The following is a 26926-nucleotide window of genomic DNA, read 5'->3' as shown; positions in this document are numbered from 1 at the left end:
CCGATAAAAAGGGACTGGAACGAATAATCTGTCCAGTCCTGTCTGATTATGTTCTGTTTTTAGTTAAATGGGTTGGGAGGAATCACATTCTGTCCACCGTCACCGTCCGCCGCTTCTGTAGCTGAAGTCGGTCCCTGAGTCTGGGAAGGCTGAGTTTCTGTGGTACCTGGTCCCTGAGTACCTCCGGAATTTCCGGCTGTTTCGTTGTTGTGGGGAGCAGTGGTTTCTGCGGTTCCCTGGGAACCTGCAGGAGTACTTTCAGCTGCAGAGCTTGCCGGATCCGTAGCCGGAATGACAACTCCCGACTGGTTCCGCTTGATCGTAGCAGGTTTTCCGCGATAGGTGCTGTTATGCAAAAGCTCATCGCTTACAACAACGCCGTTCTTTTTGGTTACCAGATTGGTCACCCAGCGGCTTCCTTTGGTTTCTGCCTTTACGATCTTTTCCTCTCCAAGCTGAAGGGTCTGATCCTCCTCATAAACCGGTGCGGGAGCATCAAGCTCCGCCGTTTTCTTCGATGTCATGGATAAGGTTACGCCCTCCTCCAGAATCGGAATGCCTACAATAGAGATCTTTAACTTCCGGTTTGCAAAGCTGGTCCTGATGGCCACAGCAGTGGAAGAATTATTGACAAACTTCATGTCAGGTCCTCCATAGCTGACCATGGCATCCTCACCTGGTGTCACATAGGAAGGCTCGTAGCTGTGAGCATGGCGTTCCGTCGTGGAAAGTCCCGCAAATACCACCGCATTATATAAGGTGGACGATACCTGACACACACCGCCGCCGGGCTCTTCGATCAATTCTCCGTTTAAATATGCACCAGCCGGACGGTATCCCTTTGCAGGAGAACGCTCCCCTGTGGCTTTATTGAAGGAAAACTCTTCCCCCGGCTGAATGATCAGGCCGTTTAAGGCACCGGAAGCCAGCTCAATATTTTTATTCCTGTCACTGTTGGCCGTGGTTGTAGTGGTATAAGTACCGATGACCTTATACATCTCCTTTGCCTGGGCCTCGGTGATCTTAGGAGCCACTTCCTTGCCTGAGGCCTGGATAACTGCCTGATAATCCTTGGCCTTTATCTGGGACATGATATCCGCAGCCAGTTTTTCCTGATCGATCACTACACCGTTTTTCTCTCCGGAATAGACAAATGTTCCTGTGTTCTTATCAAATCCTGATACGGAACCGTTCTTAGGCGCTACATCCCATTTTCCTGCAACGGCTTTCACCTCAGCCTGTACAGCCTCTTCCAATCCCTCGGAATCAAGAGTATAGCTTTCCTTTGGTTCTCCGGAATAGATCTCGTCAAGCAAGGCATCCACCTTTTTGTCCATCAGATTCTTAAGCTTATATTCCTCCTGGTTATAGGTGACCTTCATTCCCCAGGGATACTGCTTTTCAATCGCTTCCCGTGCTTCCTCCCTGGACATACCGGTAATGGTGATCCCTTCCACCTTTACTTCTTTCCGCAATTCCGGATCTGAAACGGTGGTGGTATTTACCTCCGTCTCCTTTGCCCTGCTGCCTCCCATAAGCTTAACGGCAGCCATGATGCAGATAAAGGAGGCTACGGCCAGAATAATTGCCAGAAGTATCTTTGTAATATTATACTGTGGCCCTTTTCTTCTTTTCTTTCCCCGTCTTTGCTGATAGGGGCTGCCCGTTCTGTAAGCCTGTCCGGTTCTGCGGCTTGCTTCCGATGCACTTTTACTGCTGACCTTCCGGGAAGAATAGGCTCTCCCCCCGCCTCTTTGTCTGTTATCTATCTGATTCATTTACTTCACCTTTTTACATGATTTTGTAGCTTTACATTGAGTAGTATACCATACTTTGTGGGAAATGCTATTACGAATTTATGAATTTTCTTAATTATTTTTCGAGCTTATTCTACATTTTACAGAAAGAAAAAAACATGTTACTATAGTGTTACCAATCTATTTCATTTTGGAGGTTATTATGAAATTTGTCGATTTGCATGTTCATTCCAATGCTTCCGATGGCACCCTTACCCCCTCCCAAGTGGTGGCCCTGGCAGCGGAGAACAATCTTGGGGCCATAGCCCTCACCGATCACGATACCATTGACGGCCTTTCGGAAGCCCAGGCTGCCGCATCCGGTCTTCCTATTGAAATCATACCGGGAATTGAGCTCTCCTGTGTGTACCAGGGAGAAGAAATTCATATCCTGGGGCTTTATGTGGATCCAACAGATAAGGCGTTCGTCTCCGAAACGAATACGCTTAAGGAAATTCGGAAAAAAAGGAACGAGGAAATGATACGCCGCTTCCAAAATGCCGGCATTTCCATCACATTCGATGAAGTAATGGCAGGAAATCCTGACACGGTTATTACACGGGCTCATTTTGCCAGGGTTCTCCTGGAAAAGGGCTATGTAAAAAGCATGGATCAGGCATTTAAAAAATACCTGGACTACAACGGCCCTTACTGCCCCCGCAAAGAAAAGATCTCCCCCGGGCATGCCATAAAAATCCTTACAGACTGCAAAGCATCTCCTGTTCTGGCCCATCCATACCAGTATCATCTGGGGGATAATAAAACTGAGGAGCTGGTCCGCTATTTAAAGGAGCTGGGACTTCATGGCCTGGAAGTCTATCACTCTTCCAACAACCAATATGAAAGCGGCAAACTGAAAAAGCTGGCCGGAAAGTATGATCTCTTTCCCACTGGCGGTTCTGATTTTCACGGAAGCAACAAGCCTGACATCAGCCTGGGTTTTGGCCGGGGAGGACTTAGGATAACCGATCTGCTGCTTGACGATATAAAAAGGATTCGGCGGGAAAAGGGCCTTTGACCCATTTAAGATCCCTGCATGGTTTCAGCCGATTTTCCCTTCGTCCATATATCGCGCAAGCTCTATGGCATAGTAGGTAATGAGAATATCCGCCCCTGCACGGTATATGCTCACTGCAGATTCGCATACCACCTTTTCTTCGTCCACAAACCCCGCCTTGGATGCTGCCTTTATCATGGAGTATTCTCCGCTTACGCTGTATGCGGCTACAGGAAGGTCATGGCGGTCCGCCACCTCTCTTATGATATCCAAATAGGAAAGGGCAGGCTTTATCATCACCAGATCAGCGCCTTCCGCCACATCCAGTTCCACTTCCTTTAAAGCCTCTTTCCTGTTATGATAATCCATCTGGTAGCTCTTCCGGTCTCCAAAAGCCGGTGCAGACCCGGCCGCCTCCCGGAAAGGCCCGTAAAATGCGGAGGCATACTTGGCGGAGTAAGCCATGATAGGCACATTTACAAACCCTGCGCCGTCCAGAGCCGCTCTCATGGAACCAATCCGTCCGTCCATCATGTCAGAAGGGGCTACCATATGAGCACCGGCTGCTGCATGAGAAAGTGCAATCATATTTAAATATTCCAAAGTCCTGTCATTATCCACATACTCTCCATCCAGGATCCCGCAATGACCGTGGGAGGTATATTCACACATGCACACATCTGTGACAATATAGAACCCCGGATATTGTTCTCTGATCAGGCGGATGGCCCGCTGGACAATTCCATCCTGGTCGTATGCCTGGCTGCCGTAAATATCTTTATGGGCAGGAATACCAAACAGCAGGATTTTTCCCACACCGGCATGTAAAAGCCGGTCCAGGATCACCGGGAGCTGGTCCACGCTGTAACGGTATTGTCCCTCCATGGAAGTAATTTCTTCCATTATATCTTTTCCTTCCACAACAAACAGGGGATAAATCAGGGACTCTTTTGAGACTCTTGTTTCCCGCACCATTCTTCTTAAGGTATCTGATGTTCTTAATCTTCTCGGTCTGTATATCAATTCCATATCCAATTCCTCCATTCTGTTCACACAAACGCAGCCAGCAAGGTAACGTAATGTTTTCATTCCTCCAGCCGTGAATGCTGCAGGGGTCAAATACCCTGCTGCAAGGTATTTGGCCCCTGTCCTATTATACACCCTCTTAACGAAGATTCAAGTAATTCTTGCACCAATGGAAAAGATTGCTTATAATAGGATTCATAAAAAATGAATCGAAACGAGGTACTGCTTTATGGAAGAATTCTATCAGGCAATTGAGGAAGCCATCTGTACAGCCGGCTATGAAGGCCCTGTGGATGGGGAAGAAATCTACAATGAAATCTGTGACGAAATTGAGGACAAGGAACCGGGGGCATACGTATTTATGTCAAAGAAAACGGATGATACTTTTTTTGAATACAAAATCCAGATTTTCCAGGACCAGTTTAATCTAAGCTCTATTGACATACACACCCCCCATCAGGTTTATCATGCAGATTTTGATTAAATGCGTTCTTTGGAAAGCCACAGGTCGGTAAGGGAATGTACCACATTTCCCTTGTGACCTGTGGTTGTTTTTGCCATGGCAAGAGAATTAAGGACCGCCTCCTCCGTGGCCTCTGCTGCAGCCATAAAGGCCGTTTCCAGGGCACTTTCTTTTAATATCCGGACAGAAAGGAGTTCTTTTTCCGCCTGTTCCGGAATCCGGTTCGCCGTAGTAAAGCCAATCATGATATCCCCGCTTCCGTGACCCATATAGGATCCGGTTCTGGAAAGCCCTACCCCTGCCCGTTTTAAAATCCTCTTTAGCTGGCGGTCTGAAACCGGAAGGTCTGTAGCTATAATCGTCATGACAGAACCTCTGTCCAAAGCCGTTGGCTCAGTCAAACGGGCAATTTCCTTTCCAACCGCCAAACCTCCCACCATGAGATTTTCCGTGCTCCCGAAATTTGACTGTACCATAGCCCCCAGAGTATAGGTCTCCTCTCCGATTTGAAACCGCCTGGATGAGGAACCGATCCCACCCTTTAAACCATAGCATACGGTACCGCAGCCAGCCCCTGCTGCCCCTTCTTCAAAATCAGAGGTTGCGTCTTCCAGAGCCGCTCTTACTTCTTCCAGGCCGACTACCCTGTCACAGATTTTATTTAGAACCGAATCATTGCATTCACCCACCACAGGATTTATGGAAGTGATCTCCGCCCCTTCCTTTCTGCACCGCTCCAGCATAAGATCCACCAGGGCATCGTGGACCTTTCCTATATTTAACGTGTTGGTAAGGGCAATGGGTGTTTCCAGGGTTCCAAGCTCTTCCACCTGTATGAGACCCTGGCTTTTTCCAAATCCGTTATGAACATAGGCCGCTGCCACCAGCTTTCGCAGGAAGGGATTATCCTGACAGGGCATAATAACAGTGACTCCTGTTTTATGGTCCCTGGTATTCTTGGTAGCATGTCCCACCAGAACTCCCTCCACATCAGTAATTTTATTAAGGGGTCCCGGAGCCAGATTCCCAATGATGATGCCATATTCCCGAATCCTTTTCACGATCCTTTCCTCCTTTTTCCTTTTTATGTTCTTATTATACATATAAACCAGAAAAAAAATTATATTTTCTGGTTTTTTCCATATTGTACCAGTGAAAAAACACTGTTATAATAAAAGAGTAGGAATTGACAATTATTTCTCGGATACTCCAAAGGAGGAATTCATATGAAAATTCAGAATATCACAGATGTAGAGAAATTCTTTAAGGTAATTGAGCAGTGCAAGGGGACGGTTGAGCTGGTTTCCATGGAAGGCGACCGGATCAACTTAAAATCCAAATTGAGCCAGTACCTTTCCATGGCCACGATTTTTTCCAACGGCAGCATCATCAGCGAACTGGAGCTGGTTGCCCATGACCCGGAAGACGTGGAAAGGCTCATCAAATATATGTATCAGGGCGAGTCAAGACCACCCGTAAAACGGGTGGCTTGTGAAAAGGGTATAACCCTTTGATACTAGGCCAGCGTCTCAAGGCGCTGGCTTTCACTTCGTTCAAGCCACTATGCTTTTGACTCGTCGCCGCCCCTGAAGGGGCCTTTGTAATACCGACTAACCCTTAAAAGGGTCCTCGTATTCTTTTACACTTAGTTTATCTTGCATAATATCCGCTTTTTCCTGCTCCTGTATATATTTTCGGATGGTGTCCTCATTTAGTCCTACTGTGCTTACATAGTATCCTTCCGACCAAAAATGTCGGTTTCCGAATTTATACTTTAGGTTTGCGTGGCGATCAAACATCATAAGGGCGGATTTGCCTTTTAGATAACCCATAAAACTGGATATGCTAATTTTAGGCGGAATACTTACCAGCATATGTACATGATCCGGCATAATATGGCCTTCTAAGATTTGGACCCCCTTATAATTACATAGTTGCTTCAAGACTTCTCTCAAATCTTCCTTGTATTGATTATAAATTACTTTTCGTCTATACTTAGGTGTGAAGACGATATGATATTTGCACATCCATTTCGTGTGTGCCAGTTCATTGGCTTTCTTCGCCATTGAAATCACCTTTCCTTTCTCTAATAGTGGCTTGGACACCTCTATTATAATCGGAAAGGTGATTTTTTGTATAACTTACTGACTCGCACCCGCATAGCGGGTGGTTTATTATTTCACATGGATTCATTTCTCTTAAAGAGAAACTCACCCATGTTCAACAGGCTAAAGCCCATAATAAAAAAGAGGGATTCCGTATCCCTCTTTTTTTATATGCTCTTATTTTGAGCCCATCGAATCTGCTACTATGCCTTTCTGTTTTTCAGCCTCTTATTTCTCTCCAGCCTTCCGTTTACGGTCTCCCTGAGAATGGCGTACAGCACAGAACTAAGAGGGATAAATATCAGCATACCCACAATTCCCATGGCACTGCCTCCGATGGTGACTGCCACCAGAACCCAAATAGAAGGAAGCCCCACGGAACCTCCCACCACATGAGGATAAATAAAGTTTCCTTCCAGCTGCTGAAGGACAAAGAATATGATCAAAAAAACAACCGCATCAAGAGGTTTTACCATCAGCATCAAAAATGCTCCGATGGCACATCCGATAAATGCTCCAAACATAGGTATAAGGGCTGTAAAGGCAATCAGTACGCCGATGAGAAGCCCATAAGGAAGCCGGAAAACCGACAGAGTAAAAAAGAACATGCTCCCAAGGATGACCGCTTCCAGACACTGTCCCGTCAGGAAATTGGAAAAGGTTTCAGAAGCCAGGGTTAAGATCTCAAGGGTTCGTGCCATTACCCCTTCCGGAAGGAATGCTTTCATCAGCTTTTGAAACTGGCGCGAGAGCGTCTCCTTCTGAAGAAGGATATAAACTGCAAAGACCAAAGCAATGACAAAGGTGGTCACTCCATTTATAATGGACATGGCAGCTGAAACCGTGGATGAAAGCACCGATCCCGCTCCGGTTGATAAAAATCCAACCACGCTTTCCAGAAAGGCCTTCCAGTCGATCTGGATTCCACTGATAGAATCTGCGATCTCAGGATTCTGGGCGAACAGTCTCTCCGCTTCCTCCTTAACCCCTGCAAGAAAAGCCGGAATGCTGTTTTGCAGACTTATAAGCGTTTCAAATAACTGCGGCATCACAACAAAAATCACAAGCAGAAGGACTCCTATTACAAACACCAGGGTAAGGCATAGGCTTAATGGCCTGCGGATCCTGCTTCCTTCCTTTACCGGCAGCATTTTTTCGATCCTGCGCATAGGTACATTCAGGATAAAGGCCATGACGCCTCCTGCAAGAAAAGGGGATATAAATCCGATCACTTTCATGACCATGGCAATCAGGCTCCTGTAATTCCAGCCTGCCACTACTACAATTACAGCAAATAGGATCAATCCCCTTATTTTTTTTATGGTACTGTCATTGAATTCCATCATTCTCTCCTTTTATGCTTCTTCCTCAAACGCTTTTCTGATATCTTCCGGAACGGCCTGGAAGGTTCCCTGGGCCATCAGGGCGTTTCCGCCTCCGCGGCCGTTTAATCTTCTATTTAATGCGTTACTCAATGCTCTCATGTCCTGTGAGCCGCTTCCAAGGGCATACGGATAGCTGCCTTCCCCTCCGGAACATGCCAGAACCACCCTTCCCTTCTTTCCTTCATACAGCATGGTGCAATACTGCCTTAACTCCACCGGCGATAAGTCACGGTCAAAAACCAGAAGAGGCCCATCCCACTCCGGATAGTCTCTGGTCTTACGTTCAAGAAGCTCCTTGGAAAGCCGGCTGATCCTTCCATCCTTTTTAAATCCTTCTTCTTTTAACCGGTCCACTGCCTCCAGAACCTGATCCGGCTTTGCAGATAAGAGAATAGAAATGCCGGATACCGCCTTCTGCTTATTACCGTAATCCTGAAGGGCCAGCCGTCCGCATACCATGGATACCCTGACACCGCCTTTATAATGGATCATCCCCGTCACCTTCAGAATGCCGATCTCCCCGGAAGACATGACGTGGGTTCCGCAGCATGCGCACACATCCCCTCCCGGAAACTCAATCAGGCGGACCTGTCCGGTCAGTTCCTTTTTGCTCCGGTAATCCATGCGGGACAGTTCCTCCTTTGACGGATAAAATTCCACAACCGGAATATTCCGCCAGATGATATCATTGACTTCTGCTTCTGCCGCCTCTATCTGTTCCAGGGTCAGGGGGCCGTTAAAGTCCACAGTCACCTCATCCTTTCCCATGTGAAACCCTACGTTATCAAGGCCATAATGCTTATGTACGATTCCGGACAGCAAATGTTCTCCGGAATGATTCTGCATAAGGCAGAATCTTCTCTCCCAATCTATCGTCCCAATCACCCTGCTGCCGGGTTTCAGCGGCTTATCTGTGAAATGAATAATACCTTCCGCCATTTCCCTGACGTCCAGGACTGCAGCTTCTCCTAAAGTTCCCCTATCAGCCGGCTGACCCCCGCCTACAGGATAAAAGGCTGTCCGGTCTAAAAGCACCTGAAAAAAACCGTCCTTTCCCTGGCGGCAATCCAGTACTTCCGATTCAAATGTTTTTACATATGGCTTGTTATAATATAATTGATCCATTGATTGCTCCTCATTTCTCTGTTGTTCTAATTATACACAACAATAGGATAAGTTCAATCACATCAAATCTAAAATTTCGAGAAAAATGTGGAAACAGTGGCAAGCTGGCCTTCATACACTTACAGTGTAAACAAATTATTTGGAGGAACCAATATGAGTGATCTGGCAGCAACTAACTGTGGATGCGGATGCGATTGCAACAACGGAGGGTGCAATAGTGGATGTGGCTTCAATCTGATTTGGCTGATCCTTATCCTGTGCTTCTGTGGTGGCGGCAGCGGCGGTTGCGGCGGCAGTTGCGGCGGCGGTTGCGGAGGCGGTTGCGGAAATGATGGATGCAGTTGGATTTGGATCATCATTCTTCTGTGCTGCTGCGGCGGCTTTGGTGGCGGAAATAACTTCTGCTGCTAAGCGAAACATAAAACAGGGCCCGATCTTTTACAGATCGGGCCCTGTTTTCATTTATAACGGCTCTGGCCGTTTTCTTTTCCAGGCCTTGGAAAAGGGTCCTGGTTGCTTCCTCCTTTTAAAGAGTTCCTGTTCTGTTTTATCTTCATACACTCTTCATCAATTTCATACACTGCATTACCATCTATGATTAATCGGCTTTTCATATCTAAATCACTCTCCTGTAATACTAATATATGCAGACGCATATATTGTCAACAAGAAAAGTAAGGAATCTCATGCCATGAACAATGAACAAAATGTCCGCGCAAATGATCTGGACTCCCTTATCGGCGACAATCATCTTCAGATGATGAAGGCTGCCCTGCCTTATATGAATGTATCCCAACAACGCTTTATCTCCTACTTCGTCAAAATAAACGAGCTGCAGCGCACCGTTAATCTGTTTGAAGACGGAGAAGTGGCCGCCATGGGAATCTGCTCCGCAGGAGAAAGGAACAGGTCCGACACCCCCATTGAAATGCTGAACACCATAAAGCCCTATGCCGATCCGGCAGAACAGGACTTCATTGATCTTATTATCAACTTCTTCCAGGGCTTTAAGCTGGCCGGATCATTCTCTGATCCTGTTCCCAGCTCCACCATTCCGGTCCAGGCTCAATCCGAAGGGCAGGGCAGGCAGACAAATCAGAATAATCAGAATAATCAGAATAATCAGGCAAATAACCACCGGCAAAATAATCCCTTTGGACGGATGTCTTTTGACCAGCTGAAAAATTTCATGCCTCCGGAGCAGCAGTCCCGGTTTGAAACCATGCAGTTAATGATGTCCGCCATGCAGCAGATGAATTAATCCTTGTTTCTCCCCTGATTCCCTTTACATATCTCCATAGAAAGGAAGAATAACGTCCATGAACGCTAACTGGAAACAAGACCCCAGACTAAAAAATATGAATCCGCAAAAGCTCTCCATGCTTACTGAATTTGCAAAACGGGTGGAAACCACCCCAAAGGACCAGCTTTTCCCAACCCTATTAAGCTTAAATGCGGAAGCCAGCCGGAAAGGTATTCAATTTAACGATCAGGAAACAGATCTTCTCATCTCCATCATGAGCACCAACATGGACCAAAACGAGAAAAAACGAATCGAAACCCTGCGGATGCTATCAAAAAATTTTATGAAGCGTAATACAAAATAAAAACAAGGACATTATGGGCGGACCCCTTAGGATCTGCTGTAATGTCCTTATTTTATCCTGCAATTACTTGCACACAATATTTACAATTCTTCCAGGAACATAGATTTCCTTAACAATGGTTCCGGTTATCTTATCCGGGATCAAAGCCTTTCCTGCCTCAATAGCCTCTTCCTTAGATACGTTTACAGGAAGCTTTACCACTGCCCTTGTCTTTCCGTTTACCTGGACCGCAACTTCAATTTCGTCTTCCTTCATGGCTTCTTCATCACATACCGGCCACTGTGCGTGGAATACAGAAGTCATGCCGCCAAGCCTTTGCCACAGTTCTTCACCAATATGAGGTGCAAAAGGAGCAACCAGAACCACAAAGGCCTTTAAGGTCTCTTTGTCAATGCCACCGGTCTTCTGAGCCATTTCAATAAATTTATTGTTATATTCCATAAATCCGGAAATTACCGTATTTAAGTTAAACTGGCTGAAACGCTGCTCAATATCAAAAATCAGCTTGCTGCGCAGACGAAGCATTTCCCTGGTGGGCTCCACATCCTTATTACTGCTTTCCGTCACCAGTTTCCAGAAACGGTTCAGGAAACGGCCGACGCCTTCAATTCCCCTGTCATCCCACTCTGCATCAAGCTCCGGCGGTCCTACAAAAAGCTCATACATACGGAGAGCGTCACAGCCATAGTCACGAACCAGGTCATCAGGAGATACAACATTTCCCTTGGACTTGCTCATTTTGATACCATTTTTTCCGTTGATCATCCCCTGGTTAAACAGCTTGGTAAATGGTTCGTCAAAGTCAACCACACCGATGTCGTTTAAAAATTTGGTATAGAAACGGGAATACAGAAGATGAAGCACGGCATGCTCCACGCCGCCGATGTACATATCCACCGGAAGATATTTTTTCGCTTTTTCTTTGGATACCAGTTCCTGGTCATTGTGACTGTCTACATAGCGCAGGAAGTACCAGGAGGAACCAGCCCATTGGGGCATGGTGTTCGTCTCTCTTTTTGCCGGAGCGCCGCACACCGGGCAGGTGGTGTTCACCCATTCGTCAATGTCCGCCAGAGGTGATTCTCCCGTGCCGGTAGGCTGGTAGCTTTCCACTTCAGGAAGGGTAAGGGGAAGCTGGTCTTCCGGTACCGGCACATTGCCGCAGTGGGGGCAATGGATAATGGGAATAGGCTCTCCCCAGTAACGCTGCCTGGAAAATACCCAGTCACGAAGCTTAAAGTTTACGGTCTTCTTTCCAAGACCACGTTCCTCAATCATTGCCGGAGCATCTTTTTTAAGGACAGAGGACTCCATTCCATTCCACTCACCGGAATTGATCATGGTTCCGCTTGCCTCGGTATATGCCTCGGTCATATTTTCAATTTCCCTGCCGTCCTTTGCAATAACCTGAATAATGGGAATGTTGAACTTCTTCGCAAACTCAAAGTCCCTGTCATCATGAGCCGGCACGCACATGATGGCACCGGTACCGTAGTCGGCAAGGACGTAATCGGAAAGCCAGATGGGTACCTTGGCACCGCTTAAAGGGTTAACCGCATAGCTACCGGTAAATACGCCGGTCTTTTCCTTATCCTGAAGACGGTCCACATTTGACTTCATGGAAGCATCGTAGATATACTTCTCAACTGCCTCTTTATTTTCCGGAGTGGCAAGGCCTGAGGCAAGAGCGTGCTCCGGCGCAAGCACCATAAAGGTGGCTCCGTATAAGGTATCCGGTCTGGTGGTATAAACCGTGACGGCCTCCTCTCTTCCGTCTACCTTAAAGTCAACCTCGGCTCCATAAGATTTTCCAATCCATTCCGTCTGCATCTTTTTGACCTTTTCCGGCCAGTCAAGCTTATCCAAGTCATCCAGCAGACGGTCTGCATAAGCGGTGATTTTTAACATCCACTGTCTTAAATTCTTCTTTGTAACTCCGGTTCCGCACCGTTCGCAGCAGCCGTTGACCACTTCTTCATTTGCAAGTCCCGTTTTACAGGATGGACACCAGTTGATGGGGAATTCCTTTTCATAGGCCAGGCCCTTTTTAAACATCTGGACAAAAATCCATTGGGTCCATTTATAAAATTCCGGATCCGTGGTGTTGACCTCCATATCCCAGTCATAAACGGCTGCGATCTCATTGATCTGGCGTTTGATATTACTTACGTTCTCAGCCGTGGATTTTGCCGGATGGACTCCCATTTTGATGGCGTAGTTCTCTGCCGGCAGGCCAAAAGCATCCCAGCCCATGGGGTGGATCACATAATGTCCCTTTAAAATCTGATACCGGCTCCAAACATCGGATATTACATAGCCTCTCCAATGGCCCACATGAAGGCCGCTTCCTGAGGGATATGGGAACATATCCAGACAGTAATATTTCTTTTTCTTTCCATCATCAACATTGATGGGGCTCTTTGCCCAGTTTTCCCGCCATTTTTTCTCAATGGCGCTGTGGTTGTATGATGCTGCCATAACAAATTTTCCTCCTTTTACAACAGGGTTTTTCCCTGTATCAAATGCCCGCAGTTTGAGAGATACCCGTAAGAGAACATAAAAAAATGCGCCTCTAACCGTTTATACGGCCATAGAGACGCAGAATCTACCGCGTGGTACCACTCTATTTCATACAAGTTTCGTATGCTCTCACTGGATATAGAAAAACATATCCCCCCGCTGTAACGGTCGGGACACCGGCAATGCCTACTCAGAAACAGAGCTTCCTTCAGCACGCTACTCAAAGGCCAGTTCAGCTGACATCCCCAACCGGCTTTCACCACTCGCCGGCTCTCTGCATGTTTCAGACAGCTTACTACTCCTAATCACAGTATTTTTGCTAACTACAAATGTAACATAATTGACGAATCGTGTCAACCGTAATTAAAGAAATCCCTGGCATTAAACCAAAGAAACCACAAAGGTCACGGCTGAAAGAAGAAAAAACAAGGTCATCCCAAGGTTGAAAAAAAGAACTTTCCATGCTCCTTTGCCCCAGTTTTCCATAAACCCCTGGTAAAACAACAGCTTTTTATGATTGATAAAAAACAAAATGGTTCCGGCAATCACCGCTCCAAGCATTAAAATTGAATAGCCTGTGGTAAGCAGCGGATGGTCTTCAATATGGAGGGCTGCGATGGAGCCGAGAAAATTTATGATCATGTGAAAAATTATGGTATAGCGGAGCTTTCCCGTCTGAATATAAATATAGGCCAACACCAGACCAATCAAAAAGGCATAAAAGAACTGGTAGAAATTTCCATGGCTTAATCCAAAGACAACGCTGGATGCCAGGATCGCCGCTTTATCCCCATAAAGTCGGATCCTGTCGATCAGGACCTTACGAAACAGAATTTCTTCACAGACAGGGGCCATTACCACCATGGTAACAAAAATCGACCAGGTACTTAATCCCTTCATTACTTCCTCTACCGGATTAACCATAGGCTTTCCCAACAGAGTACAGACAAGGCTCATTAAGCCCTGCCCCATAAGATTTCCAAAAAACAGGGCGCTCATACAGACCAGGAATCCGGAAACCAGCATTCCTGCTCCTGCTTTTCTTGCTTTTGGTCTGAATAAAACCGGCATATCCTTTACAATCAGACAGGCAATTACGCCTCCTGCAAGGTAATTCGCCAGGGAAACAAATACCATGTACCAGTTCCCAAAGGTTATTTCCATTCCAATCCGGGACAGTAAAAGAGCAATGACTCCTACCTCAAGCTGTATTACAATCGTTACAAGAAGGAATGCTCCATATCCAAATCCCACTCTTGAAAACGCCTTCCTTGCATTTCTTCTGTCTTCCACTATTCTCATACCTCCTGCCAGTTGGTATCAGTTTATCACAGATCAGAAAAAAGCGCAATTTGTCTCTTAGCCAAGATCCTCCGGTCCAAACCCCAGAGGAAGCAGTTCTTTTAAAGAAAACATTTTATATTCTTCCTTTCCCGCCGCCAATATGATCCGGAATGTCTCCGGATCACAAAATTCCATCATCACCTGGCGGCAGACACCGCAGGGGGGGGTAATTCCCATGGGAATCCCCTCTTTTCCCCCAACGATGCAAATAGCTTTGAATTCTCTCACTCCCTGGCTGACCGCCTTAAAAAATGCCGTACGTTCTGCGCAATTACTGGGAGTATAGGCTGCATTTTCAATATTGCACCCCTGATAGAAAGTACCGTCGGCTGCCAAAAGCGCCGCCCCGACTTTAAACCCGGAATATGGTGTATAAGCCCTGGCCATAGCCTCATACGCCTGACGGATCATTTCTTTAACAGGAAGCTCAGCCCCGGCTTCCTCTTCACCCGTTTTTACATGTTCCTCAGATTTTTCTTTCATATCCTGATTCCTTTCTGCTGCCTTCTCCTGTAAACCCTGTCCAGCATTCTCTGAGATCTACAATTCCAGGGCAATTTCCATCATTTTTCCAAATCCCAGCTGCCGCTCCAAGGCACTTAGCTTTTCTTCCCCATAAATCAAATCAGAAATCGTAAGCAAACAAAGAGCTTTTTTTCCCGCCGCCGCTGCATTCATGTAAAGGGCTGCTGTTTCCATTTCCACAGCAAGAACCCCCATGCTGCGCCATTTGTCATTGACCCCGGAATCGTGATGATAGAAAATATCACTGGAAAGGACATTGCCCACAACCACTTTTGTTCCCTGCTTTTCCGCTGCTTTTACCGCTTTCACCAGAAGCTCATAATCAGCAGTGGGAGCAAATGTACCAGGAAGGCCATACTGATAAGCGTAATTGGAATCCGTACAGGCTCCCATAGCAATAACCACATCCATAAGCTTCACATGGTCCTGCAACGCACCGGCGGAACCAATGCGGATAATCTGGTCCACATCATAAAAGTGATACAGCTCATAGGAATAGATGCCCATGGACGGCATCCCCATTCCTCCTCCCATGACAGAAAGTTCTTTTCCCTTATAAGTCCCTGTAAATCCAAGCATGTTACGGACCGAGGTTACTTTAACCGGATTTTCCAGATACGTCTCCGCAATATACTTTGCCCGTAACGGATCTCCAGGCATTAATACTGTTTTTGCTATTTCTCCTTTATTTGCCCCATTGTGGGCGGTTGGTGTCATCTCCATTTGATGGCCTCCTTTTTTATTTTTTATCCATACGGATCATCAGGCGTATCGCCTCTATAGCCGTGCGGATGGCTCCATCCGTATCATGGATAACGGGATTATCAAGGCCGAGTCTGGCCCGTTCCTGATTGGCTATCACCAGGAATACGGAACCTGCCCGCACCTTTAGGGCACTGGCAACAACAAAGAGTGCCGCCGACTCCATCTCCGAAGCCTTGCAGCCAAGTTCCACCCAGGCCTTCCATTTATTTAAGAGTTCATAGGATACTGGTTTTGTCTCCGGTGAATGCTGCCCATAAAATGAATCCTTACACTGGACAACCCCCACATGATGGGGTTTTTCCAGCGATTTTGCCGCCGATACCAAAGCACTTGTCACCTGAAAATCCGCGACCGCCGGAAACTCGATTGGAGCGTACTCCCGGCTGGTTCCCTCCATGCGGATGGCACCGTTTGCAATTACCAGTTCTCCGCTTTTTACCTCTGTATCCATTCCGCCGCAGGTACCGACACGGACAAAGGTGTCCGCACCGGACATCACCAGTTCTTCCATGGCAATTGCAGCCGACGGTCCCCCGATTCCCGTGGAAGTCACACTGACCAGTTCACCGTCTAAGGTACCGGTATAGGTTACGAACTCCCTGCTGTCTGCTATCAGCCTGGGATTGTCAAAATATCTTGCAATCAGAGCACACCGTTTGGGATCTCCGGGCAGGATAACATACTTCCCCACATCTCCGTTTCCCACCTGGAGGTGATACTGTTTTCCTTCTGTTTCAGAATAATTTGTCATTTCCAATCCACCTTCCCCTAAATTTCATTCTCATCAATTTTTTCTGCTACGACTGACTTGATCCGCTGGTATTGTTCCTCGTCAATGAGAATCGTCCTTCCCTCCCGGGAGATATACCCCTCCTCCTCCATATGTCCGATGCACCGGTTCACGGTCTTTACGCAAAGCCCTGTGCTGTTGGACAAATCTTTTCTTGTCAGCTGTATGCGGCAGATTCCCCGGCGGGAAGATTTGCGGTAAATCTGCAGGAAGAGCAGAAACAGCCTGTCACTGCCCTGTAAAAATAAAAACAACCGTTCCTTCCTTACCTGCTCCAGTAGATAGATCCCCATCGCCTTCACCTGTTCTAAAACCGCATGAATATCAGACAGCATCCAGCGGCTGAACTGGTCCTTGGACACACATAGAAACCGGCATTCCGTCTCGGTCATCAAAGTGGTCCGGTACTTATCAAATCCCATGAGAAATTCCATGGCCCCGAACACCTCCACCGGATAAAACCTTGTATAATCGTAGGTAATCTCCTGAACCCGGTAATCTGTTGCCTTTACGATGCCCTCCACCAGAATGTAAATGGTATCCACGGTTTCATTTTCATGAATAAAGGTGGTGCCTTTTTTTAATTTTACGATTTTAAACGCCTCCAGGAGCCATTTCGGTGCATTGGCCAGATAATTATTTAAATAATCCCGGGACTCACTGCGAAGCTCATTGATTAAAGACATCGCATCGTTCACGTTCTTCCTCCTTCCGATTCCTTCTTTTTCATCTTCCTATTATTTTTTATTTTACGTAATTGATACACCGGGAATCCTTTCTTATCTGGCATCCTTTTCGTATGGCTGCCCGCTGGCTTTTGGCGCAGAGGATTTTCCCACAAACAGAATCAGGATAACAATGGTAATGAGATATGGCAGCATGGCCAGAACAGATGAAGGAACCGCAAATCTTCCTCCTCCCAGGGTAACGGTCAGGGCCTGGGCTGCTCCAAATAACAGACAGGCACCATACGCCCCGTGGGGTGTCCACTTTCCAAAAATCACTGCCGCCAATGCGATAAATCCCTGTCCGCTGATGGCTGTGGGGGTAAACTGAGGGATAATGGCAAGGGTCATGGACGCTCCTCCAAGACCGGCCAAAACTCCGGATACCAAAACGCATACATACCTGATTTTATATACATGAAGCCCCATGGTATCTGCTGCTGCCGGATGCTCTCCCACGGCCCGGATATGAAGGCCCCATTTTGTTTTATAAAGTAAAAACCACAGGAAAACCGCTAATATAAGAGCAATGACAACGGTAACATCCACATTTAAATTCTGAACCGGCCCTGTGATTAAATTTCCAAACAGCTTCGGAATCTTATTGGGTACAGGCAATGACATGGTTGCGCCGTCAAAAAGAAGCCGGCAGGCAAACAGAGCAACACCGGGTCCGATTAAATTAATGGCAATGCCGGAAATCGTCTGGTCCGCCTTACATGTAATGCATGCAACGGCATGAAGAAGGGCAATGATACCTCCTGCCAGACCGGCCGCAAAAAATCCTGCCCAGGCACTTCCTGAATAATAGCCAACTGTGGCTCCTGTAACCGCTCCAATGGTCATCATTCCTTCAATTCCAATATTGGTAACGCCGGACCGCTCCGACACTACTCCTCCCAGCGCAGCAAATACCAAAGGCGTGGAATACATAAGTGTAATACCTGCAAACAGCATCAGACTGTTAAGCATGTTTTTTTCCTCCCTTCGAAAAACGGTCCACCAGCGGCGGGATTATGCGGGTAAGCGCAACAAAAAATACAATAACACCAATGACGATATTGATAATTTCTGAAGGAGCTCCCACTTCATACTGCAGGGACTGACCTCCATAAATCAGACCGCCGAACAGCAGTCCTGCAAAAATACATCCCACGGGAGAGCTGGCTGCGATCAGACAGACCGACAATCCGTTAAAGCCTGTATTTTCAAAGGCTGCCAAAGTCGCGATCCCGTGAGGAGAATTTCCTGTAATATAAAGAGCTGCCGCCAATCCGCAGATAGCTCCGGAAATGAGCATGGAGTGAAGGATGTTTTTATTGACATAAATTCCCGAAAATTCTGCCGCACTCTTGTTAAAGCCCACTGCTCTCAGTTCAAATCCTTTTGCCGTTTTATAGAGAAGAAACCAGATAAAAACGGCCAGAATGACTGCAATAAAAATCCCCACGTTTACATCAGTTTTCAGAACCGTTTGGCGCAAAAATTCATTTTGTGCAAGTGCTGTCTTTCCCGCCTCCGTTATCTTGTAGTTTCCCAAAATCATGGTATAGCCGGAACGGTTGATCGGGTAAGTTCCGATGGTATCCGGCTTATGAAACCGTTTTAACGTGCATATATAATTGGAGAAATAAAGAGCGATCCAGTTTAACATTATGCTGGTAAGAACTTCGTGAATGCCGAATTTCGCCTTTAAGAAACCGGCGATTCCTCCATAGACTGCTCCTGCAGCCACGCCAGCGAAAAGGACCAGGGGAATCTGGATCACCGGCGGAAAATCGAAAAGAATGCCAACCACAGTAGAAGCCACACAGCCCATAATAAACTGGCCTTCGGCTCCGATGTTGAATAGTCCGGTCTTAAACGCAAATGCAACTCCGATCCCCGTAAGAATCAAAGGCGTGCTTTTAATCATTACATTGGAAATGTGTTTCGGACTGGAAAAGACTCCGTCAAATAAGACGGTCAGTGAATGGACCGGCGGATATCCTGCCGCTGCGAGTATGATTCCCGCCACAATGAAACCAAAGAAAACAGCGATCAAAGTCATTGTCAATGGCTTTTTTATAAGCTTAACCGTTTTATCCATGATTCTTTCCTCCTGCCATTAACAGACCGATTGTATTTTCATCTACGGTTCCCTGATGAAACGTGTCCTGAATCTTCCCGTCGTAAATCACCGCAATGGTATCGGAAACATTCATTACCTCATCCAGTTCAAAAGAAATCAAAAGCACCGCTTTTCCTTTATCTCTTTCGTTGATCAAAGTCTTATGAACCGTTTCGATCGCTCCCACATCAAGTCCTCTCGTTGGCTGCACGGCAATCAGTATCTCCGGATTCATGGATACTTCCCGCCCGATGATGACCTTTTGCTGGTTTCCTCCTGAAAGCTCCCCCACCCTTCTGGAGCCGCAGTCCTCCGGACGTACGTCATATTCCTCAATGATGGCTTTCGTAAACTCTTCCATGCTCTTTCTGTTTAAGATTCCTTTTCTGGAAAACGGCTCTTTGCGGCACCGTTCCAGTATGGCGTTCTCATTCACAGTAAAGTCCAGTACAAGGCCTCTCTTCTGCCTGTCCTCAGGAATGATGCTGACCCCGCTGTCTATCACCGTTCTTGGATCTGTATTGGTAATATTTTTTCCGCAGACAATAATGCTGCCCTTTTCCGCCGGCACCAGACTGTTGATGGCTTCCACCAGTTCCTTTTGTCCATTGCCGTCAATTCCGGCGATCCCCACGATTTCACCCTTGCGGACCGTTAAATCCAGACCCTTAACTGCGTCCAGCTTCTTCTCATTTTTCACAACAAGGCCTTTGATTTCCAATACCGTTTCTCCCGGCTTTGCCGGTGTCTTATCTACCACCAGCTTCACTTCATGGCCTACCATGAGGGTCGCCAGTTCCTGGCCTGAAACCTTTTCTACGGAAACCGTATCAATGTATTCGCCCCGGCGGATGACCGTACAGGTATCAGAGGATGCTTTGATTTCCTTTAACTTATGAGTAATGATGATGATGGCTTTCCCATCCTTTACAAGATTGCGCATGATGGATAAGAGATCTTCTATTTCCTGTGGAGTCAATACTGCGGTTGGCTCATCAAGGATCAATAATTCCGCTCCCCGGTACAATGCTTTTAATATCTCCACCCTCTGCTGCATTCCCACAGAAATATCAGAGATCCTGGCATCGGGGTCCACCTCCAGACCATATTTTTCCACAATTTCCAGAATCTTTTTTCTGGCTTTTTTCATATCTATAACACCTGCGCGGGAGGTAGTCTCATTACCCAAAATAATATTCTGCGTGACTGTGAAATCCTCCACCAGCATAAAATGCTGATGAACCATACCAATGCCGTTTGCTATGGCCGTATTAGGGTTTTTTATCTCCACTTTTTTTCCATTGATAAAAATTTCTCCTTCATCGGCCTGATACAATCCATACAGTACATTCATCAGTGTCGATTTTCCCGCACCGTTTTCACCCAAAAGAGAATGAATGCTGCCCTTCTTAACATCCAGACTCATATCCTTCAAAGCGTAAAATGCCCCGAACCGTTTTGTGATTCCGTGCATCTGGACCGCATAATCGCTGTTTCCCGTGGACATCTCAATACGTTCTCCTTTCGTTTTTACACCGCAGGTCTTTATGGCCCTGCGGTGCAATTTTTCTCTCCTATTTCGCGATAAATGCCTGGTATTCCTCATTGGTGGTAGGCGGTGTCAGTTCCCCGTTTCTTATTTTGTCCTCTACCTTTAACGTATCTTCATAAACCCCTTCCGGCATGTTGCCGTGTTCCACAGGGATTCCTACACATTCTTCCTTTAAGCCGAAGGTAAGCGTCTGACCGCCGATTTTCTGCCCGTTTATTGCCTGCTCAGACACTTCCTGTACCGCTTTACCTACTAACTTAAGAGCTGATGTCAGTACGTTTTCCGGAGCCAGATATGCCTGGTCCCGGTCAACACCGATCACCCACTGATCCGCTTCCTTTGCAGCCTCAATGACGCCGGTTCCTGTTCCGCCTGCGGCATGATAGATAACATCGCAGCCATCAGAATACATCCTTGTGGCAATGGCCTTTCCTTTTGCCGCATCGCTGAAGCTCTCCGCATACTGCACGGAAACATCAATCTCTTTTCCAAGCTCTTTGGCCGCATATTTCACGCCGGCCTCAAAGCCATACTGGAACTGGTCAATCAGACCTGAGGAAATACCGCCTACAAATCCCACTTTTCCGGTCTGTGTCGTCCGTCCGGCCACATAGCCTACAAGAAAAGAGGGTTCCTGGGCCCGGAACATAACGCCGGTAACGTTGGAAGGTGTTTCCTCATAAGCATTGTCGATAATTGCATACTGGATATCCGGATTGCCTCCGGCTGCCTCCAGCACTGCATCCGCACAGGCGTATCCGACTCCCCATAATAAATCGGCACCGCTGTCTCCCAGTCTTTCCAGATTTGTTACAAAGTCTGAGGCCTGTTTTGACTCGATGTAATTTACCTCAGCACCGGTCCTTTTCTTTAACTCAGTTAAACCTTCCCATGCAGACTGGTTAAAGGACTGGTCATTGATTCCGCCTGTATCCGTAATCATTGCCACAGAAAAGCTGCTCTTTCCTCCGGAAGTCTCCTCCTGGGTATTTGCAACTTCTGTTTTTCCGCTACCACACGCCGTAAGTGACAATGCCATTACAGCTGCTAAACCAAACACAATCCCTTTTTTTGCTTTCATAAATATAATTCCTCCACTTTTTATTTATACAATTTGTATATTTTTAAATCCGCACGTAACAGCCAGCTCCTTCAGCCTCTCCATTTGTTCCGGCGGCGGACTTTTTCTTGTTTCCAGTCTTCCTCTTACTCCAAAATTTCGGAATGCAATAAGCTTCAGCCTGAATTTTTCCAGATAAGGTCTGACCTCATCTGCCACTCCGGCAATGACCTCCTCCATATCCACTTCTCTTCTTTCTGACGGACCGGTGCCGGGAGCAGTTTCCTCATCCAGACAGACAAGCCTCACCTCATACAATTTTCCCATCTGTGCCAGATATTTCAGATTTTTCTTAACATCACTGTTATCACCTCCGGTCAGCCGATGAAACACTTGGAAATCCCACGCTTTTACATCCAGCATCACGTTGTCCGTCACAGCCATGAGTCCGGGAAATACGGAAAAATCCACGCAGCCGTTGCTGTCCAGAAAACAGGAAAGCCCGGCTTTTCCTGCAAGCGTAAATAATTCTGTGAGGAACTCAGGATACAGGCTGCATTCTCCGCCGGATACCGTGATTCCCTGGATAAACGGCATGTTTTTTTCTATCTGTGCCCAGACCTCCGACGCCTCCAGCCACCGGACCTTTGGCGACGAATGATGGGGACAGATCCGGATGCAATGATCGCACTGGATACAGACTGCCTCATTCCATAGTACAGATTTACCAGAAAGAGACAATGCGGACGAAGGACACTGACCGATGCAAAGGCCGCAGCCGCTGCACAGCCTCTGCGTTTCCGGGTTATGGCAGTAAGCGCAGGCGATATTGCAGCCCTGAACAAACACTGCTGTCCGGCAGCCTGGTCCATCCACAACACTTAAGGGAATCATTTTGTTAACCGGGGCTCTCACGTCAGCGCCCTGACTTTCCGGTTTTCCAGATGAGCATTGCGGTAATTATCTCCACCCAGATGTACCGTATTCTGAAGGACTGCTTCCCCCTCATAATATTTTTCCATCTCACTCCGTTTCACCAGATAACCTGTAATCCGGACCAGATCACTGTCGGAAGCGTAAAAGCTTATGTATTTGTCCCCCAGAGAAAATGCTCCTTTTACGATATCCAGCATGGCAGCCGGATTATTTCTTGCCGTGGGATCAAAGGAAAAGATATCCGCGCAGCCCGTGGGAAAAAACTTGTGGAACCTGGCGCTGTGGCGAAGGTGGTCATACATGCAATCCGGTTCCATTCCTACAGGAATCCGTACTCCTGAGGTTATTCCGTGGTCCGAATCAATTCCCACCTGGGCATGAAGTGCGAAATGAAAGTCAAAAACCTCCGAATAAAGTGCCTTGGCCGTTTTTGCATAATCTGCAATAACCTCCATGATCTGCTCTGCCAAATCATCGGCTTCTTCCCTGCGGCCATAGGTCTTTTCCCCATCTTCCATCAGCATATTTGTGCATTCCGCCAACCCTACGACTCCGAACATGGCAAGGAATTTATCTCTGGAAATAAAGCCCTCCCTGGCAAGAAACGATGTTTCAAAGAAGTTGGATTCTTCCACCAGAAAACGAATTCTTTCATTCATATAATTTCCCATGGAATCAAGGCAGTCAGGTAAAAGCTTTGATAAAAACTGTTCCTTATTCTCAGCTTCCGATGCCAGCTTTGGAAGTACAATCCTTACCAGCGTGTAGGAACCGCCGCCCACTGGAAGGATATTATAGCAGCTGGATATGCCGTAATCTCCATAGGTATCCTTGTGCATCCTGTGGTTACAGACAGCCGGATTGGCACAGTACAAAGAGGTGTAAAGGGCAAGCTCTGCATAGGAGTCCGGTGTAATATCCCTGTCATACTTCAGCGTTAAATTGGGAACCGCATTCTGAAGCTCCTTTTCAAGCTTTAAAATCAATGTTCCTGCCCTTGTCTCCTCCGGACCCAGATTGGCATGGCAGAAGCCGTCGGTTATGGTCCGGTCCAGATAAACAAGAAACAGCTTAAGCTTCTTTTCCGCCTCCTCATCTGTCACCCCATCAAGAAACGGCTCAATGAGCTTATCAATGTTGCCCAGATAAACAGGATAGCTGGTAATGGATGGGACATGACGGTACAGAATCGTCAAAAACTGCAGCACTTCATCAAGATCTTTTGGCGCTTCCAGCTGTAAAAATTCACAGCCGGTTTTTACCGCTTTTTCATAATCCGGCATGACGTATCTCGGACGATAAGGGGCGTGTCCCTCATCCAAATCACAGATCGCTCCTATATCCATGTAGCGGCGTGTCTTCTCCGGTATGGAAAGAACCTCTAAACTATTTTCCGCTGCATGCGCCAGAGCTACCACCTTCTGCTCATAAGTCAGCCCTTTTGATGTTACAATGTTTAATATTTTATTCATGCATTCTACCTCTTTCATTTCAAGCCCTGCCCATGGTAAAAGGACTTATATCTCTTATGCTCTTGAAATATCCACATTGTAGCAATAATTTTTCATTATCAAAAGGACTCATGTCCTTATTGGCGTAATTATTATTCGATTTGTGCAATAGTTACATTTCTACCGGTGCCTTTTTGGTAATATTTTATAACTCCTTCCATAATCATTGCAGATCTCAGACAAAAATTTACGGAGGCCTGTTTACAATCCCTTTGGTTTTTGCATGGCACTGATTGTTCTTTCCTTTTTTATTGAAATTCATCCATGATTTTAGCGGCAACGGCAGGATGCCATCAAAAAAAGACCCGGGAGAGACATTATCAATATGCCTGCACCCGAATCTTTCCAGTTATTTCTGCATCGGTTTTTATACTTCTATCCGGTCAATCTTGGAAGCCCGCTCTTCGACTTCTCTCTTCTGCACATCTCCCGGAGCCAGCTCATAACGGCTGAATTCATATTCAAAGGTTCCGATTCCTCCTGTCATGGAACGCAGGTCCGTATTATAGCCGTACAGTTCGGACATGGGAACATCTGCCTCAATAACCTGCTTTCCACTGTGGTTGGAGTTCATACCAAGAACACGGCCTCTTCTGCGGTTTAAATCTCCCATAACATCTCCGGTAAATTTATCCGGAACTGTAACCTTAAGAGAAGCAATTGGTTCTAAGAGGACCGGATTTGCATCCATGAATCCCTTTTTAAAGGCCATGGTTGCAGCCATCTTAAAGGCAAGCTCTGAGGAATCCACAGGATGGTAGGAGCCGTCGGTCAGCGTGGCCTTTAATCCCACAACAGGATAAGCGGCAAGAGGTCCTTTTAAGACGCACTCGGCAATTCCCTTTTCAACTGCCGGGAAATAGTTTCTCGGTACTGCCCCGCCAAATACGCATTCATCAAATACGTAAGGAGTCTCTAAGTCTCCGGAAGGCTCAAAGGTCATCTTCACATCGCCGTATTGTCCGTGTCCTCCGGACTGCTTCTTATATTTGCCCTGGACTTCCACTTTCTTGCGGATGGTCTCACGGAAAGCAAATTTAGGCTTGCTCAGTTCCACATCAACCTTGTAACGGTTTAAAAGCTTGCTTACTACCACTTCCAGCTGCTGGTCTCCGATGGCATAAAGGAGGGATTGGCGGTTTTCCGTGTCATTCACTACCTTTAAGGTCCAATCTTCTTCCGTCAGCTTTGCAAGAGCACTGGAAACCTTATCATCGTCGCCCTTTGTCTTGGTCTTATACCGCATATAAGTATATGGAGTGGATATTTCAGGCTTATGGTAGACGATAGGGGCGGAACGAAGGGCAATGGTATCGCCGGTCTGGGTCACGTTCAGTTTGGACACCGCCCCGATATCTCCTGCTTTTAATTCCGAAACCTCAATCGCTTCCTTTCCTCTTAACACATAAAGCTTTCCGATCTTTTCCTCTGTGTCCTTATTCACATTATAGATGGCAGAATCAGGCTTTAGGGTACCGGTACAAATCTTAAGCAGGGAGTATTTTCCGATAAACGGGTCCACAATGGTCTTAAACACACGGGCAGACAGGGACACATGATCGTTATACTTGGCTGTAAAGCGCTCACCTGTGGAAACATCCACGCCGATGCACTCAAAGTAATCGGGGGATGGAAAATACTTATCTATGGCCTGAAGCACCATCTTGGCGCCCTGAGCGTTGATTCCGGATCCCAGCATGACCGGAACGATATTTCCTTTTATCACATGTTCCCGAAGAGCAGAAGAAATCTCATCAATGGTAAATTCATCACCAGAGAAGTAACGCTCCATATATTCCTCACTGGTTTCTGCCACAGCCTCCATAAGAGCTTCACGGGCAATTCCCAGATTCTTCTGGCTATATTCAGGAATCTCACATTCTTCATAATCACTGTTGACAGTAAAACGGCGGCCTGCCATCTTAACAACATTAACAAAACCTACGAACTTTTCGTTCTCACGAATGGGGAGGTGGAACGGTGCTATCTTTCTTCCGAATTCTTTATCAAGCTTTAATAATAATTCACGGAAACTTGCATGATCGTCATCCATATTTGTCACAAAGAAAAGTCTGGGAAGCTTGTACTTTTCGCAAAGTTCCCATGCCTTTAATGTTCCAACTTCAATACCTGCCTTACAATTCACAACAATAACTGCTGCGTCCGCAACGCTGATGGCCTCTTCCACTTCGCCAACAAAATCAAAATATCCGGGAGTATCAATCAGGTTAATCTTGATCGGTCCATCCTCTCCTTTATACTCTAAAGGAATCAGGGTCGTAGAGATGGAGAACTGTCTCTTGATCTCTTCTTTGTCATAATCGCTGATGGTATTGCCATCGGTAATTTTTCCCATTCTGCTGATGGCTCCGGTAATCAACGCCATAGCTTCTGCCAGGGTGGTTTTACCGGCGCCCCCGTGCCCAAGTAAGGCGACGTTACGGATCTGTTTGGTTCCATACACGTTCATAAACATTCCTCCTGTTCGGTATTTAAGTCTATAAGGATATTTTACTAAAAATGTCGTATAATTGCAAGCAAAAGGTGCAATTTGCACAAATATTTTTTCGTCATTTTTCTAATT

Annotated in this window: 26 protein-coding genes and 1 other annotated feature; of the genes, 6 read left to right on the top strand and 20 right to left on the bottom strand. The window is 46.6% G+C overall.

The genetic code is table 11. The annotated features are described in order from the left end of the window. Positions 1-59: 59 nt before the first annotated feature. Positions 60-1778: a VanW family protein gene (locus CLOSA_RS08600; protein ID WP_013272384.1), complete on the bottom strand. Its 1719-nt coding sequence runs from the start codon at positions 1776-1778 to the stop codon at positions 60-62. A gap of 181 nt (positions 1779-1959) precedes the next feature. On the opposite strand from CLOSA_RS08600, the gene CLOSA_RS08595 reads away from it, so the two are divergent. Further along, positions 1960-2814 (top strand): PHP domain-containing protein, encoded by an 855-nt coding sequence (locus CLOSA_RS08595; protein ID WP_013272383.1) that lies wholly within the window; start codon positions 1960-1962, stop codon positions 2812-2814. Positions 2815-2838: 24 nt separating this feature from the next. On the opposite strand, the gene hemB is transcribed toward CLOSA_RS08595, so the two are convergent. Next, the gene (gene hemB / locus CLOSA_RS08590) at positions 2839-3822 is read right to left on the bottom strand and encodes a porphobilinogen synthase (protein WP_013272382.1); all 984 of its coding nucleotides are present in this window, start codon (positions 3820-3822) and stop codon (positions 2839-2841) included. 226 nt (positions 3823-4048) lie between these two features. Here hemB and CLOSA_RS08585 point away from each other — a divergent pair, with 226 nt between their 5' ends. Then, complete coding sequence (locus CLOSA_RS08585) at positions 4049-4303, top strand: hypothetical protein (RefSeq protein ID WP_013272381.1); 255 nt, start codon at positions 4049-4051, stop codon at positions 4301-4303. Here CLOSA_RS08585 and CLOSA_RS08580 read toward each other — a convergent pair. Beyond that, on the bottom strand, positions 4300-5385 hold the full coding sequence (locus CLOSA_RS08580; protein ID WP_081443012.1) for a P1 family peptidase: 1086 nt from the start codon (positions 5383-5385) through the stop codon (positions 4300-4302). The two genes, CLOSA_RS08585 and CLOSA_RS08580, sit on opposite strands and share 4 nt — an antisense overlap. Positions 5386-5508: 123 nt before the next feature. On the opposite strand from CLOSA_RS08580, the gene CLOSA_RS08575 reads away from it, so the two are divergent. Next, entirely contained in the window at positions 5509-5796 is a 288-nt protein-coding gene (locus CLOSA_RS08575) for a hypothetical protein (protein ID WP_013272379.1), read from the top strand. 96 nt (positions 5797-5892) lie between these two features. On the opposite strand, the gene tnpA is transcribed toward CLOSA_RS08575, so the two are convergent. From tnpA to CLOSA_RS08560, 3 genes are all read right to left on the bottom strand, one after another. Continuing rightward, complete coding sequence (gene tnpA, locus CLOSA_RS08570) at positions 5893-6348, bottom strand: IS200/IS605 family transposase (RefSeq protein ID WP_013271927.1); 456 nt, start codon at positions 6346-6348, stop codon at positions 5893-5895. Positions 6349-6590: 242 nt separating this feature from the next. Beyond that, positions 6591-7730, bottom strand: a complete 1140-nt coding sequence (locus tag CLOSA_RS08565; protein ID WP_013272378.1) for an AI-2E family transporter — start codon at positions 7728-7730, stop codon at positions 6591-6593. Between the two features lie 12 nt (positions 7731-7742). Continuing rightward, positions 7743-8897, bottom strand: coding sequence for an alanyl-tRNA editing protein (locus CLOSA_RS08560; protein ID WP_013272377.1), 1155 nt, complete (start codon positions 8895-8897; stop codon positions 7743-7745). A 153-nt stretch (positions 8898-9050) separates the two neighbouring features. On the opposite strand from CLOSA_RS08560, the gene CLOSA_RS23565 reads away from it, so the two are divergent. Next, positions 9051-9308 carry a hypothetical protein gene (locus CLOSA_RS23565; RefSeq protein ID WP_041708578.1) on the top strand — a complete coding sequence of 86 codons (258 nt, stop codon included), beginning with the start codon at positions 9051-9053 and terminating at the stop codon, positions 9306-9308. 47 nt (positions 9309-9355) lie between these two features. Here the strand turns inward: CLOSA_RS23565 and CLOSA_RS22880 are convergent, their stop codons facing one another. Beyond that, positions 9356-9511 (bottom strand): hypothetical protein, encoded by a 156-nt coding sequence (locus tag CLOSA_RS22880; RefSeq protein ID WP_013272375.1) that lies wholly within the window; start codon positions 9509-9511, stop codon positions 9356-9358. Between the two features lie 77 nt (positions 9512-9588). Here CLOSA_RS22880 and CLOSA_RS08550 point away from each other — a divergent pair, with 77 nt between their 5' ends. Both CLOSA_RS08550 and CLOSA_RS08545 read left to right on the top strand, forming a co-directional pair. Continuing rightward, complete coding sequence (locus CLOSA_RS08550; protein ID WP_013272374.1) at positions 9589-10158, top strand: hypothetical protein; 570 nt, start codon at positions 9589-9591, stop codon at positions 10156-10158. Between the two features lie 58 nt (positions 10159-10216). Continuing rightward, positions 10217-10504, top strand: coding sequence for a hypothetical protein (locus CLOSA_RS08545; protein WP_013272373.1), 288 nt, complete (start codon positions 10217-10219; stop codon positions 10502-10504). Positions 10505-10567: 63 nt separating this feature from the next. Here CLOSA_RS08545 and leuS read toward each other — a convergent pair whose 3' ends face one another. The 13 genes from leuS to CLOSA_RS08480 form a co-directional block, all read right to left on the bottom strand. Continuing rightward, on the bottom strand, positions 10568-12982 hold the full coding sequence (gene leuS / locus CLOSA_RS08540) for a leucine--tRNA ligase (RefSeq protein WP_013272372.1): 2415 nt from the start codon (positions 12980-12982) through the stop codon (positions 10568-10570). A 111-nt stretch (positions 12983-13093) separates the two neighbouring features. Next, positions 13094-13342 (bottom strand) — a binding site (T-box leader). Positions 13343-13405: 63 nt separating this feature from the next. After that, positions 13406-14317: a CPBP family intramembrane glutamic endopeptidase gene (locus tag CLOSA_RS08535; RefSeq protein WP_013272371.1), complete on the bottom strand. Its 912-nt coding sequence runs from the start codon at positions 14315-14317 to the stop codon at positions 13406-13408. 66 nt (positions 14318-14383) lie between these two features. Next, positions 14384-14851: a cytidine deaminase gene (locus CLOSA_RS08530; RefSeq protein WP_013272370.1), complete on the bottom strand. Its 468-nt coding sequence runs from the start codon at positions 14849-14851 to the stop codon at positions 14384-14386. Positions 14852-14908: 57 nt separating this feature from the next. Continuing rightward, positions 14909-15616 carry a purine-nucleoside phosphorylase gene (gene deoD, locus CLOSA_RS08525; RefSeq protein ID WP_013272369.1) on the bottom strand — a complete coding sequence of 236 codons (708 nt, stop codon included), beginning with the start codon at positions 15614-15616 and terminating at the stop codon, positions 14909-14911. 16 nt (positions 15617-15632) lie between these two features. Continuing rightward, the gene (udp, locus tag CLOSA_RS08520; protein WP_013272368.1) at positions 15633-16409 is read right to left on the bottom strand and encodes a uridine phosphorylase; all 777 of its coding nucleotides are present in this window, start codon (positions 16407-16409) and stop codon (positions 15633-15635) included. A gap of 17 nt (positions 16410-16426) precedes the next feature. After that, positions 16427-17146, bottom strand: coding sequence for a Crp/Fnr family transcriptional regulator (locus CLOSA_RS08515; RefSeq protein ID WP_013272367.1), 720 nt, complete (start codon positions 17144-17146; stop codon positions 16427-16429). 81 nt (positions 17147-17227) lie between these two features. Continuing rightward, positions 17228-18145, bottom strand: a complete 918-nt coding sequence (locus CLOSA_RS08510; RefSeq protein WP_013272366.1) for an ABC transporter permease — start codon at positions 18143-18145, stop codon at positions 17228-17230. Further along, positions 18138-19262: an ABC transporter permease gene (locus CLOSA_RS08505; protein ID WP_013272365.1), complete on the bottom strand. Its 1125-nt coding sequence runs from the start codon at positions 19260-19262 to the stop codon at positions 18138-18140. The genes CLOSA_RS08510 and CLOSA_RS08505 overlap by 8 nt, the downstream gene beginning before the upstream one ends. Further along, entirely contained in the window at positions 19255-20790 is a 1536-nt protein-coding gene (locus tag CLOSA_RS08500) for an ABC transporter ATP-binding protein (RefSeq protein WP_081443086.1), read from the bottom strand. The genes CLOSA_RS08505 and CLOSA_RS08500 overlap by 8 nt, the downstream gene beginning before the upstream one ends. Positions 20791-20857: 67 nt before the next feature. Further along, positions 20858-21916 carry a BMP family ABC transporter substrate-binding protein gene (locus CLOSA_RS08495; protein ID WP_013272363.1) on the bottom strand — a complete coding sequence of 353 codons (1059 nt, stop codon included), beginning with the start codon at positions 21914-21916 and terminating at the stop codon, positions 20858-20860. A gap of 24 nt (positions 21917-21940) precedes the next feature. Beyond that, a complete protein-coding gene (locus CLOSA_RS08490) occupies positions 21941-22810 on the bottom strand; it encodes a YjjW family glycine radical enzyme activase (protein ID WP_013272362.1) in 870 nt (289 codons plus the stop codon). Continuing rightward, the gene (locus CLOSA_RS08485; RefSeq protein ID WP_013272361.1) at positions 22807-24303 is read right to left on the bottom strand and encodes a YjjI family glycine radical enzyme; all 1497 of its coding nucleotides are present in this window, start codon (positions 24301-24303) and stop codon (positions 22807-22809) included. Before CLOSA_RS08485 ends, CLOSA_RS08490 begins: the two co-directional genes overlap by 4 nt. A gap of 406 nt (positions 24304-24709) precedes the next feature. Next, the gene (locus CLOSA_RS08480) at positions 24710-26812 is read right to left on the bottom strand and encodes an elongation factor G (RefSeq protein WP_013272360.1); all 2103 of its coding nucleotides are present in this window, start codon (positions 26810-26812) and stop codon (positions 24710-24712) included. Between the last annotated feature and the right edge of the window lie 114 nt (positions 26813-26926).

This window comes from [Clostridium] saccharolyticum WM1 (genome assembly GCF_000144625.1).
GTDB lineage: Bacteria > Bacillota > Clostridia > Lachnospirales > Lachnospiraceae > Lacrimispora > Lacrimispora saccharolytica.
The sequence above is the reverse complement of the archived record's forward strand: the minus strand, read 5'-3'. Positions and strand labels throughout refer to the sequence as shown.

Coding starts and splice junctions, on each gene's coding strand:
- leuS (WP_013272372.1), bottom strand. CDS start 12,982: ATGGCAGCATCATACAACCACAGCGCCATTGAGAAAAAATGGCGGGAA.
- CLOSA_RS22880 (WP_013272375.1), bottom strand. CDS start 9,511: ATGAAAAGCCGATTAATCATAGATGGTAATGCAGTGTATGAAATTGAT.
- CLOSA_RS08510 (WP_013272366.1), bottom strand. CDS start 18,145: ATGCTTAACAGTCTGATGCTGTTTGCAGGTATTACACTTATGTATTCC.
- CLOSA_RS08580 (WP_081443012.1), bottom strand. CDS start 5,385: ATGTATAATAAGAACATAAAAAGGAAAAAGGAGGAAAGGATCGTGAAA.
- CLOSA_RS08545 (WP_013272373.1), top strand. CDS start 10,217: ATGAACGCTAACTGGAAACAAGACCCCAGACTAAAAAATATGAATCCG.
- CLOSA_RS08480 (WP_013272360.1), bottom strand. CDS start 26,812: ATGAACGTGTATGGAACCAAACAGATCCGTAACGTCGCCTTACTTGGG.
- CLOSA_RS08485 (WP_013272361.1), bottom strand. CDS start 24,303: ATGAATAAAATATTAAACATTGTAACATCAAAAGGGCTGACTTATGAG.
- CLOSA_RS08600 (WP_013272384.1), bottom strand. CDS start 1,778: ATGAATCAGATAGATAACAGACAAAGAGGCGGGGGGAGAGCCTATTCT.
- hemB (WP_013272382.1), bottom strand. CDS start 3,822: ATGGAATTGATATACAGACCGAGAAGATTAAGAACATCAGATACCTTA.
- CLOSA_RS08565 (WP_013272378.1), bottom strand. CDS start 7,730: ATGGAATTCAATGACAGTACCATAAAAAAAATAAGGGGATTGATCCTA.
- udp (WP_013272368.1), bottom strand. CDS start 16,409: ATGACAAATTATTCTGAAACAGAAGGAAAACAGTATCACCTCCAGGTG.
- CLOSA_RS08550 (WP_013272374.1), top strand. CDS start 9,589: ATGAACAATGAACAAAATGTCCGCGCAAATGATCTGGACTCCCTTATC.
- CLOSA_RS08585 (WP_013272381.1), top strand. CDS start 4,049: ATGGAAGAATTCTATCAGGCAATTGAGGAAGCCATCTGTACAGCCGGC.
- deoD (WP_013272369.1), bottom strand. CDS start 15,616: ATGGAGATGACACCAACCGCCCACAATGGGGCAAATAAAGGAGAAATA.
- CLOSA_RS08560 (WP_013272377.1), bottom strand. CDS start 8,897: ATGGATCAATTATATTATAACAAGCCATATGTAAAAACATTTGAATCG.
- CLOSA_RS08495 (WP_013272363.1), bottom strand. CDS start 21,916: ATGAAAGCAAAAAAAGGGATTGTGTTTGGTTTAGCAGCTGTAATGGCA.
- CLOSA_RS08500 (WP_081443086.1), bottom strand. CDS start 20,790: ATGTCCACGGGAAACAGCGATTATGCGGTCCAGATGCACGGAATCACA.
- CLOSA_RS08530 (WP_013272370.1), bottom strand. CDS start 14,851: ATGAAAGAAAAATCTGAGGAACATGTAAAAACGGGTGAAGAGGAAGCC.
- CLOSA_RS08575 (WP_013272379.1), top strand. CDS start 5,509: ATGAAAATTCAGAATATCACAGATGTAGAGAAATTCTTTAAGGTAATT.
- CLOSA_RS08595 (WP_013272383.1), top strand. CDS start 1,960: ATGAAATTTGTCGATTTGCATGTTCATTCCAATGCTTCCGATGGCACC.
- CLOSA_RS08505 (WP_013272365.1), bottom strand. CDS start 19,262: ATGGATAAAACGGTTAAGCTTATAAAAAAGCCATTGACAATGACTTTG.
- tnpA (WP_013271927.1), bottom strand. CDS start 6,348: ATGGCGAAGAAAGCCAATGAACTGGCACACACGAAATGGATGTGCAAA.
- CLOSA_RS23565 (WP_041708578.1), top strand. CDS start 9,051: ATGAGTGATCTGGCAGCAACTAACTGTGGATGCGGATGCGATTGCAAC.